Here is a 17,663-nt window from a genome sequence, read left to right as displayed (position 1 = left end):
AAAGTAAGAGTCATCCAAAACAAAAGTCCAATTCCAGGTTCAATAATTCCCATATCTGTAAATTCTTTTTTTAAATGTTATTTATGGATCATTTTAAAATTCTTAGCAGCAGCCAACCGCTTCACTGCTAAGAATATTTTTTTGAGGATAATTACTTGATGAAAGCACCAAAGATGATCGCGATAAGACCAGCACCTTCAATAAGACCAGCAGCAATAAGCATTGCTCCTTGAATCTTACCAGCTTGTTCCGGTTGTCTAGCGATAGCATCCATTGCATGTCCACCGATTTTACCGATACCAAGACCTACTCCTAGTACTGCTAAACCGATACCTACGTAAATTAATCCTGCTCCAGTTGATAAATCCATAATAAATAAATTATATTAGTTAAAAATTATTTTAAATTTTGTTTTTCCATTTTATTAGTGAGCATGCTCTTCGTGACCATGTTCATGATCGTGATCCGCTACTGCGATACCAATAAATAATGCTGATAATACTGTAAAGATGTAAGCCTGCAGTGCTGCCACTAATAACTCCAATACAGATACAAATAATGCTAACGGTACAGAGGCAAATCCTAAGAATGGAGACTTGAAGATGAAGATCAATGAAATAATCGCCAAGATCATAATGTGTCCCGCTGTTACGTTAGCGAAAAGTCGCATCATCAATGCAAAAGGCTTTGTAAAGATCCCGATAATTTCAATTGGAACCATGATCGGGTACAACAAGATCGGAACCGGCGGCATGAAAATATGCTTCCAATAGTCTTTATTAGCACTGAATAAGGTAATCAATAACGTAATGATTGCTAAAACAGCCGTGATTGCAATATTACCCGTAAGGTTAGCTCCACCCGGGAAGAAAGGAATTAACCCGAATAGGTTATTAAACCAAATAAAGAAAAATGCGGTTAATAAATAAGGCATATATCTTTTATATTTGATAGAACCTATATTAGGAATAGCCACTTCATCTCTGATGAATACAATTATCGGTTCCATTACTTTACCAATTCCTTTTGGAAGCTGAGACTTCTTATAAGTTCTCGCCATTCCCATGAACACTATTGCCATAAAAATTACCGACAGAAACATGGAAGCAGCATTTTTAGTTATAGAAAGATCAAAGAATACTTCGTTTGATTTTTGCTTTCCGCTAATGATCGAGAAGAGAGTTGCTTTTTCAATACCTTTAGTAGAAACTACCTGTCCATGCTCCATAGTATAACCGTCGTGTTCATGACCATGCGCTATACTATTGGAAAGGAATGTGTGCCATCCTTCCTGGTCTTTGATAATTACAGGCAACGGGATAGAAACATGATGTTCTTCACCTTGATCATCTTTTGTAGTCCATAAATGCCATTCATTTGAATCACCGATGTGTTCCATGATCATCTTGGTCGCATTGAAGCCTTCCTCTGCTTCTTTATGCTCTACTTTTTCAGCTGACTTCTCACCTTCAGATTCGTGCTGTGCCGTAGCAAAACTACTGATGAACACCAATAAAAATGCGAAAAATAATGAAGAAATTTTTCTGTTCATATCTCTTTTTTAATCGTGTGCAAATATATCGATTTTATTAAACTTTACCAATATTAAAAATTGATTTTTATCATCAAAAAAATTAAGATTTATTAATGAGTTTTATTACGGGGAAATATATAAAAAATGATGCTACAATAAAGCAGATAACAATAAAAAGAAAATTCTCTTTTGTTTTATCTAGTATTATCAATGAAATAACTAACCATACAATATCTTTAGAAATATTCACAGTAAGAAATTTCATTCCAGCATCCGGCTTATTATATAAATACCTTTTAAATATTACAAACACCATAACATTAAAAAATGTTACTAATAATACAACAATGAAATTATCCCAATAATTCATTTTGCAAAAATAGAATTATAATCTGAAACAAAAATCTCAATCCTGTGTATTATCATATATTATTTAAATTCCTTATTTTTGCAAACTATAATTTATAAATATGTTTAATAGTTTACAGGATAAATTAGACAAAGCACTTCATAATATTTCCGGAAGAGGAAAGATTACAGAAATCAATGTAGCAGAAACCGTAAAGGAAATCCGTAGAGCATTGGTAGATGCCGACGTTAACTATAAAGTAGCCAAAGACCTTACAAAAAGGGTTCAGGATAAGGCGTTGGGACAAAATGTTCTTACTTCACTTACCCCAGGACAATTAATGACAAAGATTGTTCACGATGAATTGGTAGATTTAATGGGAGGTTCCCAAGAAGGCATCAATCTTTCCGGAAAGCCGTCTGTGATTCTTATCGCGGGTCTGCAGGGTTCGGGTAAGACCACGTTCTCAGGAAAGCTTGCTAATTATTTAAAAACTAAAAGAAATAAAAAGCCTCTTTTGGTAGCTTGTGACGTATACCGTCCTGCTGCTATCGATCAGCTGAAAGTTTTAGGTGGGCAAATTGGGGTTCCGGTCTTCACGGAAGAAGGTTCTACCAATCCTTCTACTATTGCTGAAAATGCCATCAATTTTGCAAAATCCAACGGTCACGATGTAGTAATTGTGGATACCGCAGGTCGTTTGGCGATTGATGAGCAAATGATGAATGAAATCAAATCGGTTCATTATTTCATTAAGCCGAACGAAACGCTATTCGTTGTGGACTCCATGACGGGTCAGGATGCTGTAAACACAGCAAAAGCATTCAATGATGCTTTGAATTTTGATGGTGTTGTTCTAACAAAATTAGATGGTGATACACGAGGAGGAGCTGCTTTAACGATCCGTTCTGTGGTTGAAAAGCCTATTAAATTCATCTCTACGGGTGAAAAAATGGAAGCTTTGGATCTTTTCTACCCTGAAAGGATGGCGGACAGGATTCTAGGAATGGGAGACGTTGTTTCCTTAGTAGAAAGAGCACAGGAGCAATTTGATGAGGAGGAAGCGAAAAAACTTCATAAAAAGATTGCTAAAAATGAGTTTGGTTTTGATGATTTCTTAAAGCAGATCAACCAGATCAAGAAGATGGGTAATATGAAGGATTTGATGGGAATGATTCCGGGAGTTGGGAAAGCCATTAAAGATGTAGAGATCAGTGATGATGCCTTCAAACATATTGAAGCGATCATCTATTCTATGACTCCGGATGAAAGAAGAAGACCTTCTATTATCAATATGCAAAGAAAACAGAGAATTGCAAAAGGAGCCGGAAGAAAGATTGAAGATGTTAACCAGCTGATGAAGCAGTTCGATCAAATGGGTAAAATGATGAAGATGATGCAGGGCCCTCAGGGAAAACAGATGATGCAGATGATGAGCAAAATGCCGAATATGCCTGGAATGGGCGGAATGTTTGGAAAATAAAATATTCTGGAAATAGATAAAAAATCCGGGTCTTTCGACCCGGATTTTTATTTACACTGTTGAGCTTTTTATTTACCTCTCAAAAAATGATTCATTAATTATTTATTGAAAACATATTTAACACTGATCGTTACAGCTGATAAATCCAATCCGAATTTAGAGTTGGCGACACTTTTAGCACCATCGACATCTAATTTAGATGTACTGTATCCGAACTCACCGATAGAAGCTTCAATAGTCCAGTTTTTATTTAAAAAATAATCTAAGCCGGGCTTAATGTTAACCCCTGCAGAAGTGTAGTTGGCTTCGTCTGACAAAGGCAGATTAATTGGATGAGCCCCACTAACAGGGTTTGAAATATTGGAGGCAGATTCTTCTGTTTCCACTTTGCCAAACTCCATTGGGATTTCCAACTCGCCGAAGAAATACAGTTTATCTGACAAAGACCAGTATTTTCTTACAAACGGATTTATAACCAATGCCGAACGTCTTGTTTCACTTATTACAATTCCTGATGCTGAAGGACTATAAAAAGGCGTAACCGTTTTTGATTTTCTGTTAACATATCCTACGCCTGCTCCTGCAGCCAGATTATTCGAAACAAAAAAACCTGCAACGGGAAGAATGTTAATATTTTCTTCTTTTGCGTGTGTGTTTTTATTCTCTTTTTGAGAGTAACCAATCTGTCCTCCTATATAAACAGAGCCTTTTGTAATTTGTGCATAGGACAATCCTGCAAAAGTTGCCGATACAATAAGTAAAATTTTTCTCATATCCTGAATTCATTTAGTAAAAAAAAAGTCCTGGAATCTAATTCCAGGACTTTATAGATTTATAATGTTTCGTTAATTATTTAGCGAAAACATATTTAACACCGATAGTTACAGCTGATAAATTCAATCCGAATTTATAGTTGTTTACGCTTTTAGCACCATCAACATCTAATTTAGAAGTGTTGTATCCGAACTCTCCGATAGTAGCTTCGATAGTCCAGTTTTTGTTTAAGAAATAATCTAAACCTGGCTTAATGTTAACCCCTACTGAAGTGTAGTTTGCTTCGTCAGAACTAGAGTTAGTAACTGTAGTACTACCGTCAGTAATTACAGAAGAAGACTCACTTTGGAACTTCCCGAATTCCATTGGAACTTCTAATTGACCGAAGATATATAACTTATCACCTAAAGTCCAGTATTTTCTTACGAAAGGAGCTACTACAAAAGCAGACTGAGTGTCTTCACCTTTAGCAACGATGGTAGCAGAACCTACAACGTTAGTGCTAGTGGTAGAGAATTTGTCATTCACATATCCTACACCTGTACCGATAGCTAAGTTAGGAGCAACAAAATACCCTACAGTTGGAACTATTCTGAAGCTTTCTACTTTAGAATCATTATTATTGTTTTCCTCCTGAGAATATCCCAATTGTCCGGAAACATAAACAGTTCCTTTAGAAATTTGTGCGTTTGCTAAACCAAAAAGTGCAACTGCACTCGCTAATAATAACTTTTTCATTTTAAAAAATTTTAATACTTTCTGGGGGCAAATTTACACTGGTACCTTGTAATATTAAAATTTGTTAATGTGATTAATATCATTCACTATTTTTAGGATTTTTCAACAATAAATCCTATTAAATATAAAGTTTTGTTTTTTTCACAATATTTGAAATAAAAAAACTCCAATTTTTCAATTGGAGCTTCAAAAATATTTCTTTTTAATATCCTTTATTTCAGGTAAAAATTGTATCCGATATTCACAGCACCTACCGTCCAGCTTACTGAACCCCATCCGTATCCATAGTTACGTTTGTTTGTAATGCTTTGATATCCTAAATACAATTCACCGTTAGACATTTGGTACCCGAATTTAGGCTGAGCATAAAACCCGCCGTCTATATCACTGTGAGTAGAAATTGCATATCCCAAATCTAACCCTACAAAAATAGGAGCCCCGGAAAACTTATACTTTCCAGAAGCAGCTACAGGAATAAATCCGAAATCGTCAAAGTTATCTTCACCAAAAAAGTGCGAATAACCTGTTGCAACCCCAAGATCTAATCCTTTTGTGATATTCCACATATAAGCCCCATCGATCCCCAAAGTAAATGATGCAGCATCGCTTGCATCCGCTACAGGAACCCCGATATGACCTCCTAATTTAAAACCTTCCTGCGCCTGGGCTATACCTCCTAAAAGCGCAAAAGCACCTAGTAATAATAGTTTTTTCATTGTTATAATAGTTAAAATTGATGATGATCCAAATTTAATGATTTATTTTCTTATTATAACAAAAAAGGCCGCTTTAAAGCGGCCTTTTTTAATTTATGTTGAAGTATCTAGTTACTTCCGAATTTGAAACCAACACCCACTTGTGCAAAGCTATTGGTCATTTCTCCATCCCCGGAATCCTTAGCTAAGTTAGATACACCATAGTTATATCTTGCATCAAAGAACAATCCGTTTTCCAGAGCGTATTCAACACCTAAAAAAGGAGCTATATTTAAAGTATTGACCTGATCTTTAATATCTCTTTCATCATCTCCTTCCAGCTCAAATCCAGGCATACCTCCTAAACCTAAATCAAGAACAGTTTTTTGCTTTGCAGAAATGATAACTCCGAAACTTGCCCCTGCAGAAATTGAGAAATTCTCAGTAATAAAATATTTAGCTGAAACAGGAACTAATAAAGTACCCAAAGTAGTTTTTGATTGAAAATTAAAAAACGTTCCTTCATCTTCTTCATCCTCTACTCTTTCGTTAATTTTACCTCCAAGCGGTGAATATAAAACTTCCCCTTGAAGACCAAATTTATCACTGATCTTATATTCAACAAGGCCTCCTGCGTAAAATGTATGCATCGGATCTGTATTCTCAACATTTTCATTATCCTTAAATTTTAAAGTAGATAATGAATACCCTGCTTTAGCACCAAATCTTACTTCCTGTGCATTCATGTGAGCTCCGAACAGAGCAACTGTTCCAATTAATAATAGTTTTCTCATGATTATTAGTTAATATTATTTTGGCAGCAAATCTAATTATTTTTTCCAAATTAACAAACATTAACAAAAAATAATCACAAATTATAAACCTTATAGGCAATATTATCAAATCATCAATCGTTCCTTAACCTTTTTTCTTCATCATTATAAGCCAGAATAATTTTCTTCACTACAGGATGTCTCACCACATCCTCTTCCGTAAGATGCACAAAACCAATTTCTTTCACATCTTTCAAAATCCGCATCGCTTCTTTCAAACCGGATTGCTGTTTAGCCGGCAAATCCACCTGGCTCGGATCTCCTGTAATAATAAACTTAGCATTCATCCCCATTCTGGTAAGGAACATCTTCATTTGAGAATGGGTGGTATTCTGGGCTTCATCAAGAATTACAAAAGCTTCATCCAGCGTTCTCCCTCTCATAAAAGCTAAAGGAGCCACCTCAATCACTTTCTTTTCCATAAAGCCTTCCAGCTTTTCATGAGGAATCATATCACGAAGAGCGTCATACAATGGCTGTAAATAAGGGTCCAGCTTTTCTTTAAGGTCACCGGGTAAAAACCCTAAGCTCTCCCCTGCTTCCACAGCCGGCCTTGTCAGGATAATCCTTTTCACTTCCTTATCTCTTAAAGCTCTTGCGGCCAATGCAACACTCGTATACGTTTTCCCGGTTCCTGCAGGTCCTATCGCAAAAACCATGTCCTTTTTCTCCGTTTCTTTTACAAGTTTTTTAAGATTCGTGGTTTTCGCCTTGATCACCTTACCGTTTACTCCCTTTACAATAATATCCTGATCGAAGACCAATTGTTTTTCGTTCTCATCTTTGATATTGAGAATATTTTCAACGTCTTTTAACTCGATGGAATTATTTTTAGAAATAAAGCTTACAATATCATCCAGTTTCTGTTTCAGTATATCCAGAGCCTCCTGATTTCCCATTGCGAAGATAAAATGATCTCGTCCGGTAATTTTAAGAGTTGGAAAGCTTGATTTTATTAAGTTAAAATATTGGTTATTTACACCATAGAAGATTTTTGCATCTATCCCTTCTAAATCATATGTTATTTCAAACATGCAAATATTTTTTATTTCGATTTTTAAATTTAAAGTTTTTTTTCAAATTTATCTTAAATTGTTATCCACAATCTTTCGGGCTTTGTTTTATTTTTAAATAAATTTGCAATTCTATTATTCTACAGCTACAATGTCAATTATCACCCTTACTTCAGATTTCGGAAATTTAGATTACAGAGTTCCCGCTGTAAAAGGCAAAATTCTTTCCCTGAATCCTGAAGTGAATATTATTGATATTACTCACGATATTCAGGCTTATAATCTGATACAGACCTCCTATATTGTCAGAAATGCCTACAAACATTTTCCTAAAGGCAGTATTCATATCCTTTCTGTAGACAGCTTTTTTCATAAATCCAGGAAAAACATTCTGTATAAAGCAGACGGCTCCTATTTTCTGGCCGCAGATAACGGATTATTAAGCCTTATATTTTTTGATATTAAGCCTGAAGCCATCTATGAAATTACTTTAAACAACAGATTTGATGACGTGGTTAATTTCACTTCAACAGATGTTTTTGCGCCTGTAGCCGTCCATTTGGCCAACGGAGGGCTGCCCGAAGTGATCGGCAGAAAAATAAAATCTTCCAAACAGCTTCTCTTCCCGAAACCCGTTTACAATGAATCTGAAAAAATGATCATTGGTGAAGTCATGTACATTGACAATTTCGGAAATATAATTTCAAATATCAGCAAAGATTTTTATGAAAATATTGCCAAAGGGTTTGAAAATTTCACGATTAAATTCAGAAACCTGTCCCTTTCAAAGATATTTTCCAGCCACAGCGAAGTGGTTTCCGACTGGGAAAGAGAAACAGAATTTCACGGGCAGTCTGCCGCCATTTTCAATGACAGTCAGCTATTGGAACTTACCATCTATAAAGGGAGCAAAAAAAACGGGGCGAAAACTTTATTTGGCTTGAATGTGGGCGAGAATATTTACATCGAATTTTCCTAAGATTATATTTTTCATAAAAAAACCGATTTTTTTTATATATTTGTCAAAATCTAAAAAATAAAAATGGCAGAGTACAAATTATTGCTTCCTTCCATGGGAGAAGGGGTTATGGAAGCTACAATTATCACTTGGTTATTCAATGAGGGTGATACTGTTAAGGAAGATGATTCCGTAGTAGAGATTGCAACTGATAAAGTGGATTCGGATGTTCCGACACCAGTTTCGGGGAAAATCGTAAAAATCTTAAAACAGAAGGACGAGGTTGCAAAAGTTGGTGAAGCCATTGCTATTTTAGAAATTGAAGGAGAAGGAGGAAACACAGCTTCTGAAGAAGTAAAGGCCGAAATCCCTGCCACAACTCCGGATGCAGAAACATTAAAAACAATCGAACAGCCTCTTCAAGTAGCTGCTTCAACAGAATTTTCGGGAGATCTTTACTTATCTCCACTTGTAAAGTCAATCGCACAGCAGGAAAACATTTCTGAAGCTGAACTGAAGACCATCAAAGGAAGTGGTTTAGAGGGAAGAATTACCAAAGAAGATATTTTAGGATATGTTGCCAATAGAGGAAACCAGCCTCAGGCAACTCAGCAAGCAGCTCCTGTACAGGCAGTTTCTGCCCCACAACCGGTAGCAACGTCTGCTCCGGCCGCAACTATTTCTGCTGGCGCGGGTGATGAGATCATTCCAATGGACAGAATGAGAAAGATCATTGCTGAAAACATGGTAAAAGCAAAACAAATTGCCCCACACGTTACCTCATTCATCGAAACAGATGTTACCAATGTGGTAAAATGGAGAAATAAAAATAAAACGGCCTTCGAAAAAAGAGAAGGTGAAAAACTGACTTTCATGCCAATTTTCGTGAGAGCGGTTGTAAAAGCGATCCAGGATTTCCCAATGATCAATGTTTCCGTAAACGGCGACAATATCATCAAGAAGAAAAACATCAATATCGGTATGGCAACGGCTTTACCTGATGGGAACTTAATTGTTCCTGTAATCAAAAATGCAGACCAGCTGTCTCTTTCCGGTCTTGCCAAAGCCATCAATGACCTAGCTTACAGAGCCAGAAACAAAAAATTAAGACCTGAAGATACTCAGGGTGCTACTTATACGATTTCTAACGTAGGAAGTTTCGGAAACCTGATGGGAACCCCTATTATTCCTCAACCTCAGGTGGCTATCTTAGCGATCGGAGCTATCGTGAAAAAACCTGCGGTTCTTGAAACACCGGACGGCGATGTGATTGCGATCAGAAACTTAATGTTCATGTCTCACTCTTATGATCACAGAGTCGTAGACGGATCTTTAGGGGGAATGATGCTGAAGCATGTTCACGATTATCTTGAAAACTGGGATCTGAATACAGAAATATAAATAATGAGTAATCAATAATAATTGTCATGCTGAGCTTGTCGAAGCATCTCAAAATATAAACCTTCGGATTTCCGGAGGTTTTTTTATTACTGCAACGCGCACTCTGTCATTCCGCAGGAATCTAACTCGATAAAGATGCTTACAGTACGATAAACTTAAGGTAACCCCGATCTGTAAAATTAAATCTAAATTTATATTTAAGTTGAATTTTTGTCTCCTATATTATCAATATCAAAAATTTCACATCCTATTTATATTAAATATTTTCATTTTAATAAATAATAGCCTACATTTGAAGTATGTTCAAAATTTTGTTCCAAATCCGCAAAGGCCTCAAAAAATCTTTTGACAATATCCGAAATGAACGGCTGAAACATAATTTGCTTCAGGCCATCCCTTTTTGGATAGGTTCTGTGATTACCGGCTTTTTTGCGGTGATGTACGCCAAAATTTTTGCGTGGGGAGAAAAATTATTGAGTCTTATTCTTAACTGGCATGACTGGATGATCTTCATTATTGCTCCCGTTGGTTTTGTTGTTTCATGGTGGCTGGTTAAAGAATTTGCCCCTAATGCCAAAGGAAGCGGAATTCCGCAGGTAATGGCTGCGGTGGAATTGGCTAATCCTAAAGAGCATAAGTATATCAGAAGTTTCTTAAGTCTGAAAATTATTGTCTTTAAAATTCTATCCTCCGTTATTCTGGTGATTGGCGGTGGTGCTGTGGGACGTGAAGGGCCTACCATACAGATTGCGGGCTCCGTATTCCGGAAAGTCAATGAATACCTTCCTGACTGGTGGCCGAAGATCTCCAAGAAAAACATGATTATGACGGGCGCTGCAGCGGGACTTGCAGCAGCTTTCAACACTCCGCTGGGAGGAATTGTATTTGCCGTTGAAGAGCTCTCCAAAACCCATATCAACTACTTTAAAACAGCTCTTTTTACCGCTGTGATCATTGCCGGTTTAACGGCACAGACATTGGCGGGTTCTTATTTATATCTTGGATATCCGAAGACCAATGATGTTTCTTTAATGGTAATGTTTCCCATTATTCTCGTTGCAGGAGTTGCCGGCATCTTAGCGAGCCAGCTTTCCGTAAGTATGCTTGCCATGAGCGACTGGAAAAAAAGAAAATTAAAAACGGAAAGAGCTAATGTCTTATTCCTTATTTTCAGCGCTCTTATTATTGCATCCATCGCTTATTTTATCAACCGGGAAATTCTAGGCTCAGGAAAAGAGATCATGGAACGTGTGCTTTTCACCTCTGATAAGCACGAAGACTGGTATGTTCCCATTTTAAGAATGTTGGGCCCTGCCCTATCCTTTACTTCAGGAGGAGCCGGCGGAATTTTTGCTCCGGCGCTTACGGCGGGCGCAAGTATCGGTTCTGTAATTTCAGGGGCTATTCATTTAACGCCTAATGAAACGAATGTGGTGATCTTAGCCGGAATGGTTGCTTTTCTTACCGGTATCACAAGAGCTCCGTTTACGTCTGCCATTATTGTTTTGGAAATGACGGACAGGCATTCCCTGATCTTCCATTTAATGTTGGCCGGAATGGTTTCCTCTATTGTATCCATTCTGGTAAGCAGACATTCTTTGTATGATGTGATTAAAGTGAATTTCCTGGAGGAGATTAGGAAGGAAGTTAGGAATTAAAGTTTAACGAATTCAACTCTCAGAAATGGTTATTCACCATTCACCATTCAAATTTCCCATAAATATTCCGCTTTCATTATTGTATATTACAAATATAATGTCTATTTTTGCACCTCGAAATAATTAACAAATTTATTTAACATTATGAACAATTACGAAACTGTTTTCATTTTAACTCCCGTTCTATCTGATGCACAGGTGGAGGAAGCAGTGAACAAGTATGTAGATCTTTTAAAAGAAAAGAACTGCGAAATCGTTGCTAAAGAAAACTGGGGATTAAAAAAATTAGCTTATCCGATCCAATTGAAAAAGAACGGATTCTACACTTTGATCGAGTTTAAAGGTGAAGGTACTATCGTTGCTGATCTAGAATTAGCTTTCAAACGTGACGAAAGAGTAATCCGTTACCTGACTACCAAACTTGACAAGCACGCTGTTGAGTACGCTGTAACTAGAAGAACTAAAGTAAAAGCAGCTAAAGCTTAATTATTAACCCAATTTATTTAAAACAGACAAGACATGGCAATAGATGAAATGGCTAAACAAGCCTCAGCTGGAGGAGAATCAGAAGTAAAATTCCTTACTCCGCTTGATATCAATACAAAATCTGAAAAGAAATATTGTAGATTCAAAAAATACGGAATCAAACACGTAGATTATAAAGATGCTGATTTCTTATTACAATTCGTAAACGAACAAGGTAAAATCTTACCAAGAAGATACACCGGAACTTCTTTAAAATACCAAAGAAAAGTTTCTGCTGCTATCAAAAGAGCTAGACACTTAGCTTTATTACCATACGTAGCTGACTTATTAAAGTAAGATATAAAGAAACAAGAAGAAAGAGAAAAGGCTCCGGTCTTTTTCTCTTTTTTTAAGTTGCTGAATTAATTAATAAATTCTAACGATGTGAAGAGCATCCGGAAAATCCGGGCTCGGAACACTAAAACGGACAACAACAATGGAAATTATCCTAAAAAAAGACGTAGAAAACTTAGGACTTGAGTTTGATACAGTAAACGTAAAGCCAGGTTATGCTAGAAACTTCTTAATCCCTCAGGGATTTGCCCTTTTAGCTACTCCTAAAAACAAAGCTGCTTTAGAAGCTACATTAGAAGCCAGAAAAGAAGAAGAAGCTAAATTAATCGCTGCTGCTAACGCTGTAGTTGAGCAATTGAAGAAAACTTCTATCACTATTCCTGCAAAAGTAGGTTCTGGTGACAAATTATTCGGATCTATCAACAATGCAGATCTTGCTGCTGCTCTGGAAAAAGCTGGTGTATCTGTAGATAAGAAATACATCAAAATCCCTGGAAGCACAATCAAAAGAACAGGTAAATTCTCTGCTCTTGTCAGACTTCACAGAAATGTTGAGTACAACTATGAGTTTGATATCGTTTCTGATGCTCCGGTTGAAGCTGCTCCTGCTAAAAAAGAAGAAGCAAAATCTGAAGAAGCTTAATAAAAAACGAGATTTTCTCACCATACAAAACCACTTCAATTGAAGTGGTTTTTTTGCTTTTATTAATAATGATTATTCAAAAAAGAAGTATATTTAAGCTGATGTTTATTAAATAAAACTACTAATAACAATACAGCAAAGCCATGAAAAAACAACCGGTTTTCTATATCCTGCCCGTTATATTTTCTATTGTAGGGATAGGTATGTTGATTGGAGGATATACTGCCGCTCCCGGTTCTCTTACTGATGACGGTTATCCTCTTAATTATTTTTTATATGCTATGGGTGGCTTTTTTATTCTGTTCCCTTTGGCTTTAACAGGTCTTATGGGATATTTCAGCCGCCGAAATATTCAGAATATCGCAGATTTGAAATCAAGAGGGATAAGAGGTAAAGCCCGTGTGATGAATATACAACGAACGGGCGTAAGTATTAATGATATTCCTCAAGTGATTCTGCAATTGAGAATAACTACTGATACAGGTGAACAATTTGTAGTGAATTACAAGAAATGCATTGATCCTATTTATTATAATTTAATTACTCCAGAAAAGGATCTCAGTGTTTTTGTAAACCGGGAAAATAAAAATGAAGTATATCTTGATCTGGAAGCAGAATGGGCCAAATTAGCTAAAGAATAAAATACAAAATAAAAAACCGGGAAATTTCCCGGTTTTGTTTTATGATTTCGGAGTCCAGTTATTAAAAAACTCTTTTACTTTTTCGATGCTATATCCTTTTCCTTCTTCCAATACATCGCTCTGCTGTATATGGATCATTTTTCCATCCTGATTCAGAATAATAAATACAGGATACCCGAATTTATCTCCCGGATTGCCGTATTGGGCAAAAATCTTTTCATTTTTATTATCTGGAGAATAATTAAGGTGGTAGTATAGATAATTTTGATCTACAAGCTGCTTTAATTCAGGAGTTGTCTGCACAAACTGGTTGAACCTCAAACACCAGATGCACCAGTTTCCCCCTGCCTGAATCATAATATTCTTCTTTTCCTTCTTAGCTTTTGCAATCAGCTGATCAATATCTTTCTGTGCATCCGCTTTAGGATCGTAGGGTTTAGGCAGCTTAGCCTTTTCTTCAGCCGCTTTTTTCTTAGCTTCAAGCTCAGCGTGGTCCGGCTTTACCAAAAGAGCTTTTTCCCCCGAGTTTCGCTCAGGAGTATTTTTAATTTCCTGAGAAAAAGCAACAGTACTTAGCAACAGGAAAGCGAATAATGACAATTTTTTCATGCTTTAAAAATAAAAAAAATAATACTTAACATCAGCAAAAATGAAACCATAATTATATAATCACTAAATTTGTACGTTTTATGAATTTTCTGATCAAAATACTATATCTCATATCCAAGCTGCCGCTTAAAATATTATATATTTTCTCGGATATTATTTTCTTTCTGAATTATTATATCGTTGGATATAGAAAAAAAGTGATCACACAGAATATAAAAAATTCATTCCCCCATAAATCCGAAGAGGAAATACAGGAAATCCGTAAAGAGTTCTACCGCAACTTCTCTGATTATCTGGTGGAGACCGTAAAATCTTTCAGCATTTCCGAAACCGAATCGAGGGTGAGGATGCAGCACATCAACCAAGATTTATTCCATGACGCCAAAAAAGAAGGAAAAAACATTATTCTTCTGGCAGGACATGTTTTTAACTGGGAATGGATTAATGCTTTGGCAAAAATTATTCCTCAGGATCATTGTCATCCGGTTTACAGAAAGGTAAACAGTGAATTCTGGGAAAACCAGATGAAAAAAGTCCGGAATAAGTTCGGAAATGAGGCTTTAGAAGCCAATGAAGTTATCCTTAATATTTTCAGGTCTAAAAATGACGGAAGTTCTGCTTATATGTTTGTAGCGGATCAAACTCCCCATTTTGCTCATATTACTTACGGACTGGAATTTCTCAACCAAAGAACACCCGTTTTCACAGGCTATGACCGATTAGCCACAAGAATGGACCTTATTTTCATCTATTGTGAAATGAAAAAGGTAAAACGCGGATTTTATCAGGTGAATTATCATAGGATTTATCCTGATGGAGAAAAATTCACAGAACACGAAGTGGTGAAAAAATTCCACAAGCTATTGGAAAACACTTTGCACAAACGTCCTGATAATTATCTATGGTCCCACAGAAAGTGGAAATACAAAGATTCCATTAAAAACTTTGATTCTGAAAAAGTATAAATCATGTCTGAGAGATTAGCAATCGTCATACTAAACTGGAATGGAAAAAGCTGGCTGGAAAAATTCCTGCCCGGTGTGATCCGTTTTTCCGAAAATGCAAAAATATATGTCATTGATAACCTTTCTACAGATGATTCTGTGCAGTATGTACAGGCTAATTTTCCAAATGTGGAAGTTATCATCAATGATCAAAATTATGGATTTGCAGGTGGCTATAACGAAGGATTACAAAAGATCAGTGCTGAATATTACTGCCTATTAAATTCTGACGTTGAAGTTACCGAAAACTGGGTCAGTCCAGTATTGGATTTATTTGAAAAAAATTCTGAAATCTCAGCGATACAGCCTAAAATATTATCCTACAATCATAAAAATTTCTTTGAATTTGCGGGAGCCGGAGGCGGCCTGATTGATAATCTGGGCTACCCTTATTGCAGAGGGCGTATTTTTGATGACCTTGAAGAAGACAAGGGACAATATGATGATGAGACGGAGATATTCTGGGCTTCGGGCTGCTGCTTATTTATCCGTTCAAAAGATTTTTGGGCACAAAATGGATTTGATGCTCGTTTTTTTGCCCATCAGGAAGAGATTGATCTTTGCTGGAGATTGATTAATTCCGGAAAGAAAATATATTATACAGGGAAATCCAGAGTATTTCATGTAGGCGGAGGTACACTGAATAAGCAGAACCCTCAAAAAACATATCTGAATATCAGAAACAACCTTTCTATGATGTTGAAAAACCTGCCATTCCCTAAACTCATAGGATTGATCTTCTTTCGGCTTTGTTTAGATGGTATTGCCGGAATTTATTTCGGGATTAAAAATGGTTTTCCTCATCTGTGGGCGGTGGTAAGAGCACATTTCGGTTTTTACGGGCAAGCCTACGCTACATGGAAGTTGAGACAGCAACATCAAAAAGATCAATTTTATCAGTCCAAATGGCTTATTTTTAAGCATTTTTTATAAATGGTTCCAAGGCTCAAACTCATATTAATATTTTTAATAAAAATTCATATCTTATAACTTTAAACGACAACTATAACTATATAAGATGGACTTCTGTGCAATAGATTTTGAAACGGCCACCCATGAAAGGAGCTCCGCCTGCGAACTCGGAATTTGCATTGTACAGGATTCTAAGATCGTTGAAACCAAAACCTGGCTGATCAAACCTCCCAGTTTCCCATACTTTAACCCTTATAACATTGATATCCATGGAATTACTCCGGATGATGTGAAAAACGCTCCTACTTTTGACGAAATCTGGTATGAAGTGGAAGAAATGATGTATGGAACCTTAATGATTGCCCATAATGCCAGCTTCGATGCCGGCGTATTAAGAGGATGTCTTAATCATTATGGTATGTTTACTCCCAAGCTCAATTATCTTTGCAGCATACAGCTTGCGAAAAAATCATGGAATTATCTTCCGCGCTACGGTTTAAAGCATCTGGCTGAGTATCATCAGATAGAATTCAAACATCACAGAGCCGGAGATGATGCCGAAGCTTGCGCCAAAATTTCTTTACTGGCCTTTGAGAGGCTGTTCCTATTAAGCAATGAAGAGGTACATGAACATATGAAGCTAAAGATTAAAAAGCTTTAGTTGATCAATGAGTATATGCTCAACAAATGTAAAGTTACTTCATGCTTATTGACTGAATTTAATTGCTTAAAACTTCTGACAGCAGGTTGAATTTTGGAATATCAATTTCGAAATTTTCCTGAGTTTTCATGTTTTTAACCAGGTATTTTCCGCTCATATTACCTACCCCGGAACGCAACATTACATTGGAGAAATAAGCAAAATTATCACTGGAAGGTATTTCAGGAGTTAATCCTATAACACCGTCACCGATAATTTCCGTATATCCAAAGCCTACATCAAAAATCAACCATTTTCTTTTCAATATTTTTATAGGGAAATCTCCTTCGTTTTCTATGGTGATATTGTATTTGAAAACATATCGATTTTCAGAAGGGTAACTATTTTTGCTATCATATTCAGGAACTACTGAAACTTTGATATTGGAAGTTATTTTTGAAAACATCATTTTGGTATTTATCAGATATATACAAAAATCTCGCCTTTTTTGAGGCGAGATTTATAATTTATCATTATAATTTTATGAACTATAATTCAAGGGCTTTTCTTTCGTCACCTCCCATTAACACTTCAACAGGGTTATCGATACCTTCTTTTACCGCTACCAGGAATCCTACAGATTCTCTACCGTCGATAATTCTGTGGTCATAAGACATCGCTACATACATCATTGGACGAATTACCACCTGTCCGTCAACGGCAACCGGTCTTTGGATAATGTTGTGCATTCCCAAGATTGCAGATTGAGGAGGGTTGATGATTGGCGTAGACAACATAGACCCGAATACACCACCGTTGGTAATCGTGAATGTTCCTCCTGTCATTTCATCAACTGTAATTTTACCGTCTCTTACTCTGTCAGCAAGGTTTTTGATATTTGCCTCTACCCCTCTGAAAGACATTCCTTCAGCATTTCTCAATACCGGAACCATTAATCC

At 36.4% G+C, this 17,663-nt stretch carries 21 protein-coding genes; 11 read left to right on the top strand and 10 right to left on the bottom strand.

The features are described from left to right. Positions 1-151: 151 nt before the first annotated feature. Both ACGHIN_RS14055 and atpB read right to left on the bottom strand, forming a co-directional pair. Positions 152-370 (bottom strand): ATP synthase F0 subunit C, encoded by a 219-nt coding sequence (locus ACGHIN_RS14055; RefSeq protein WP_007844726.1) that lies wholly within the window; start codon positions 368-370, stop codon positions 152-154. A gap of 54 nt (positions 371-424) precedes the next feature. Continuing rightward, a complete protein-coding gene (gene atpB / locus ACGHIN_RS14050; RefSeq protein WP_390454735.1) occupies positions 425-1,552 on the bottom strand; it encodes a F0F1 ATP synthase subunit A in 1,128 nt (375 codons plus the stop codon). A gap of 452 nt (positions 1,553-2,004) precedes the next feature. Here atpB and ffh point away from each other — a divergent pair, with 452 nt between their 5' ends. Continuing rightward, the gene (ffh, locus tag ACGHIN_RS14045) at positions 2,005-3,366 is read left to right on the top strand and encodes a signal recognition particle protein (protein WP_390454732.1); all 1,362 of its coding nucleotides are present in this window, start codon (positions 2,005-2,007) and stop codon (positions 3,364-3,366) included. 98 nt (positions 3,367-3,464) lie between these two features. Here ffh and ACGHIN_RS14040 read toward each other — a convergent pair whose 3' ends face one another. From ACGHIN_RS14040 to ACGHIN_RS14020, 5 genes are all read right to left on the bottom strand, one after another. Beyond that, positions 3,465-4,139 carry a porin family protein gene (locus tag ACGHIN_RS14040; protein WP_390454729.1) on the bottom strand — a complete coding sequence of 225 codons (675 nt, stop codon included), beginning with the start codon at positions 4,137-4,139 and terminating at the stop codon, positions 3,465-3,467. Positions 4,140-4,215: 76 nt separating this feature from the next. Continuing rightward, a complete protein-coding gene (locus ACGHIN_RS14035; protein WP_390454727.1) occupies positions 4,216-4,878 on the bottom strand; it encodes an outer membrane beta-barrel protein in 663 nt (220 codons plus the stop codon). Positions 4,879-5,090: 212 nt separating this feature from the next. Next, on the bottom strand, positions 5,091-5,594 hold the full coding sequence (locus tag ACGHIN_RS14030) for a hypothetical protein (RefSeq protein ID WP_121460918.1): 504 nt from the start codon (positions 5,592-5,594) through the stop codon (positions 5,091-5,093). Between the two features lie 107 nt (positions 5,595-5,701). Continuing rightward, a complete protein-coding gene (locus ACGHIN_RS14025; protein WP_390454724.1) occupies positions 5,702-6,367 on the bottom strand; it encodes a porin family protein in 666 nt (221 codons plus the stop codon). A 113-nt stretch (positions 6,368-6,480) separates the two neighbouring features. Further along, a complete protein-coding gene (locus tag ACGHIN_RS14020) occupies positions 6,481-7,440 on the bottom strand; it encodes a PhoH family protein (RefSeq protein ID WP_390454721.1) in 960 nt (319 codons plus the stop codon). A gap of 130 nt (positions 7,441-7,570) precedes the next feature. Here ACGHIN_RS14020 and ACGHIN_RS14015 point away from each other — a divergent pair, with 130 nt between their 5' ends. The 7 genes from ACGHIN_RS14015 to ACGHIN_RS13985 all read left to right on the top strand — a co-directional run bounded on the left by ACGHIN_RS14015 (position 7,571) and on the right by ACGHIN_RS13985 (position 13,539). After that, complete coding sequence (locus ACGHIN_RS14015) at positions 7,571-8,398, top strand: SAM hydrolase/SAM-dependent halogenase family protein (RefSeq protein ID WP_390454718.1); 828 nt, start codon at positions 7,571-7,573, stop codon at positions 8,396-8,398. Between the two features lie 63 nt (positions 8,399-8,461). Beyond that, positions 8,462-9,778: a dihydrolipoamide acetyltransferase family protein gene (locus ACGHIN_RS14010; RefSeq protein ID WP_390454715.1), complete on the top strand. Its 1,317-nt coding sequence runs from the start codon at positions 8,462-8,464 to the stop codon at positions 9,776-9,778. A gap of 299 nt (positions 9,779-10,077) precedes the next feature. After that, complete coding sequence (locus tag ACGHIN_RS14005) at positions 10,078-11,436, top strand: chloride channel protein (protein ID WP_390454712.1); 1,359 nt, start codon at positions 10,078-10,080, stop codon at positions 11,434-11,436. Positions 11,437-11,580: 144 nt separating this feature from the next. After that, positions 11,581-11,922, top strand: coding sequence for a 30S ribosomal protein S6 (gene rpsF, locus ACGHIN_RS14000; RefSeq protein ID WP_121460913.1), 342 nt, complete (start codon positions 11,581-11,583; stop codon positions 11,920-11,922). A 33-nt stretch (positions 11,923-11,955) separates the two neighbouring features. After that, positions 11,956-12,258 (top strand): 30S ribosomal protein S18, encoded by a 303-nt coding sequence (rpsR, locus tag ACGHIN_RS13995; RefSeq protein ID WP_002979091.1) that lies wholly within the window; start codon positions 11,956-11,958, stop codon positions 12,256-12,258. Positions 12,259-12,397: 139 nt separating this feature from the next. Beyond that, on the top strand, positions 12,398-12,898 hold the full coding sequence (gene rplI / locus ACGHIN_RS13990) for a 50S ribosomal protein L9 (protein ID WP_390454707.1): 501 nt from the start codon (positions 12,398-12,400) through the stop codon (positions 12,896-12,898). A gap of 143 nt (positions 12,899-13,041) precedes the next feature. After that, on the top strand, positions 13,042-13,539 hold the full coding sequence (locus tag ACGHIN_RS13985) for a hypothetical protein (RefSeq protein WP_390454704.1): 498 nt from the start codon (positions 13,042-13,044) through the stop codon (positions 13,537-13,539). Between the two features lie 39 nt (positions 13,540-13,578). Here ACGHIN_RS13985 and ACGHIN_RS13980 read toward each other — a convergent pair whose 3' ends face one another. After that, positions 13,579-14,148: a thioredoxin family protein gene (locus tag ACGHIN_RS13980; RefSeq protein WP_390454701.1), complete on the bottom strand. Its 570-nt coding sequence runs from the start codon at positions 14,146-14,148 to the stop codon at positions 13,579-13,581. Between the two features lie 80 nt (positions 14,149-14,228). Between ACGHIN_RS13980 and ACGHIN_RS13975 the strand changes: the two genes are divergently transcribed. The 3 genes from ACGHIN_RS13975 to ACGHIN_RS13965 all read left to right on the top strand — a co-directional run bounded on the left by ACGHIN_RS13975 (position 14,229) and on the right by ACGHIN_RS13965 (position 16,725). Next, positions 14,229-15,113 (top strand): lysophospholipid acyltransferase family protein, encoded by an 885-nt coding sequence (locus ACGHIN_RS13975; RefSeq protein WP_390454698.1) that lies wholly within the window; start codon positions 14,229-14,231, stop codon positions 15,111-15,113. 3 nt (positions 15,114-15,116) lie between these two features. Continuing rightward, on the top strand, positions 15,117-16,085 hold the full coding sequence (locus ACGHIN_RS13970; RefSeq protein ID WP_390454695.1) for a glycosyltransferase family 2 protein: 969 nt from the start codon (positions 15,117-15,119) through the stop codon (positions 16,083-16,085). Between the two features lie 85 nt (positions 16,086-16,170). Next, a complete protein-coding gene (locus ACGHIN_RS13965) occupies positions 16,171-16,725 on the top strand; it encodes a 3'-5' exonuclease (RefSeq protein ID WP_390454692.1) in 555 nt (184 codons plus the stop codon). Between the two features lie 58 nt (positions 16,726-16,783). Here ACGHIN_RS13965 and apaG read toward each other — a convergent pair whose 3' ends face one another. Both apaG and ACGHIN_RS13955 read right to left on the bottom strand, forming a co-directional pair. Further along, entirely contained in the window at positions 16,784-17,170 is a 387-nt protein-coding gene (gene apaG / locus ACGHIN_RS13960; RefSeq protein WP_390454689.1) for a Co2+/Mg2+ efflux protein ApaG, read from the bottom strand. An 82-nt stretch (positions 17,171-17,252) separates the two neighbouring features. After that, positions 17,253-17,663, bottom strand: a 411-nt coding sequence (locus tag ACGHIN_RS13955; protein ID WP_390454686.1) for a 2-oxo acid dehydrogenase subunit E2, incomplete at its 5' end; no start/stop codon positions are given.

The sequence above is a fragment of the Chryseobacterium barbadense genome, from assembly GCF_042849955.1.
GTDB lineage: Bacteria > Bacteroidota > Bacteroidia > Flavobacteriales > Weeksellaceae > Chryseobacterium.
The sequence above is the reverse complement of the archived record's forward strand: the minus strand, read 5'-3'. Positions and strand labels throughout refer to the sequence as shown.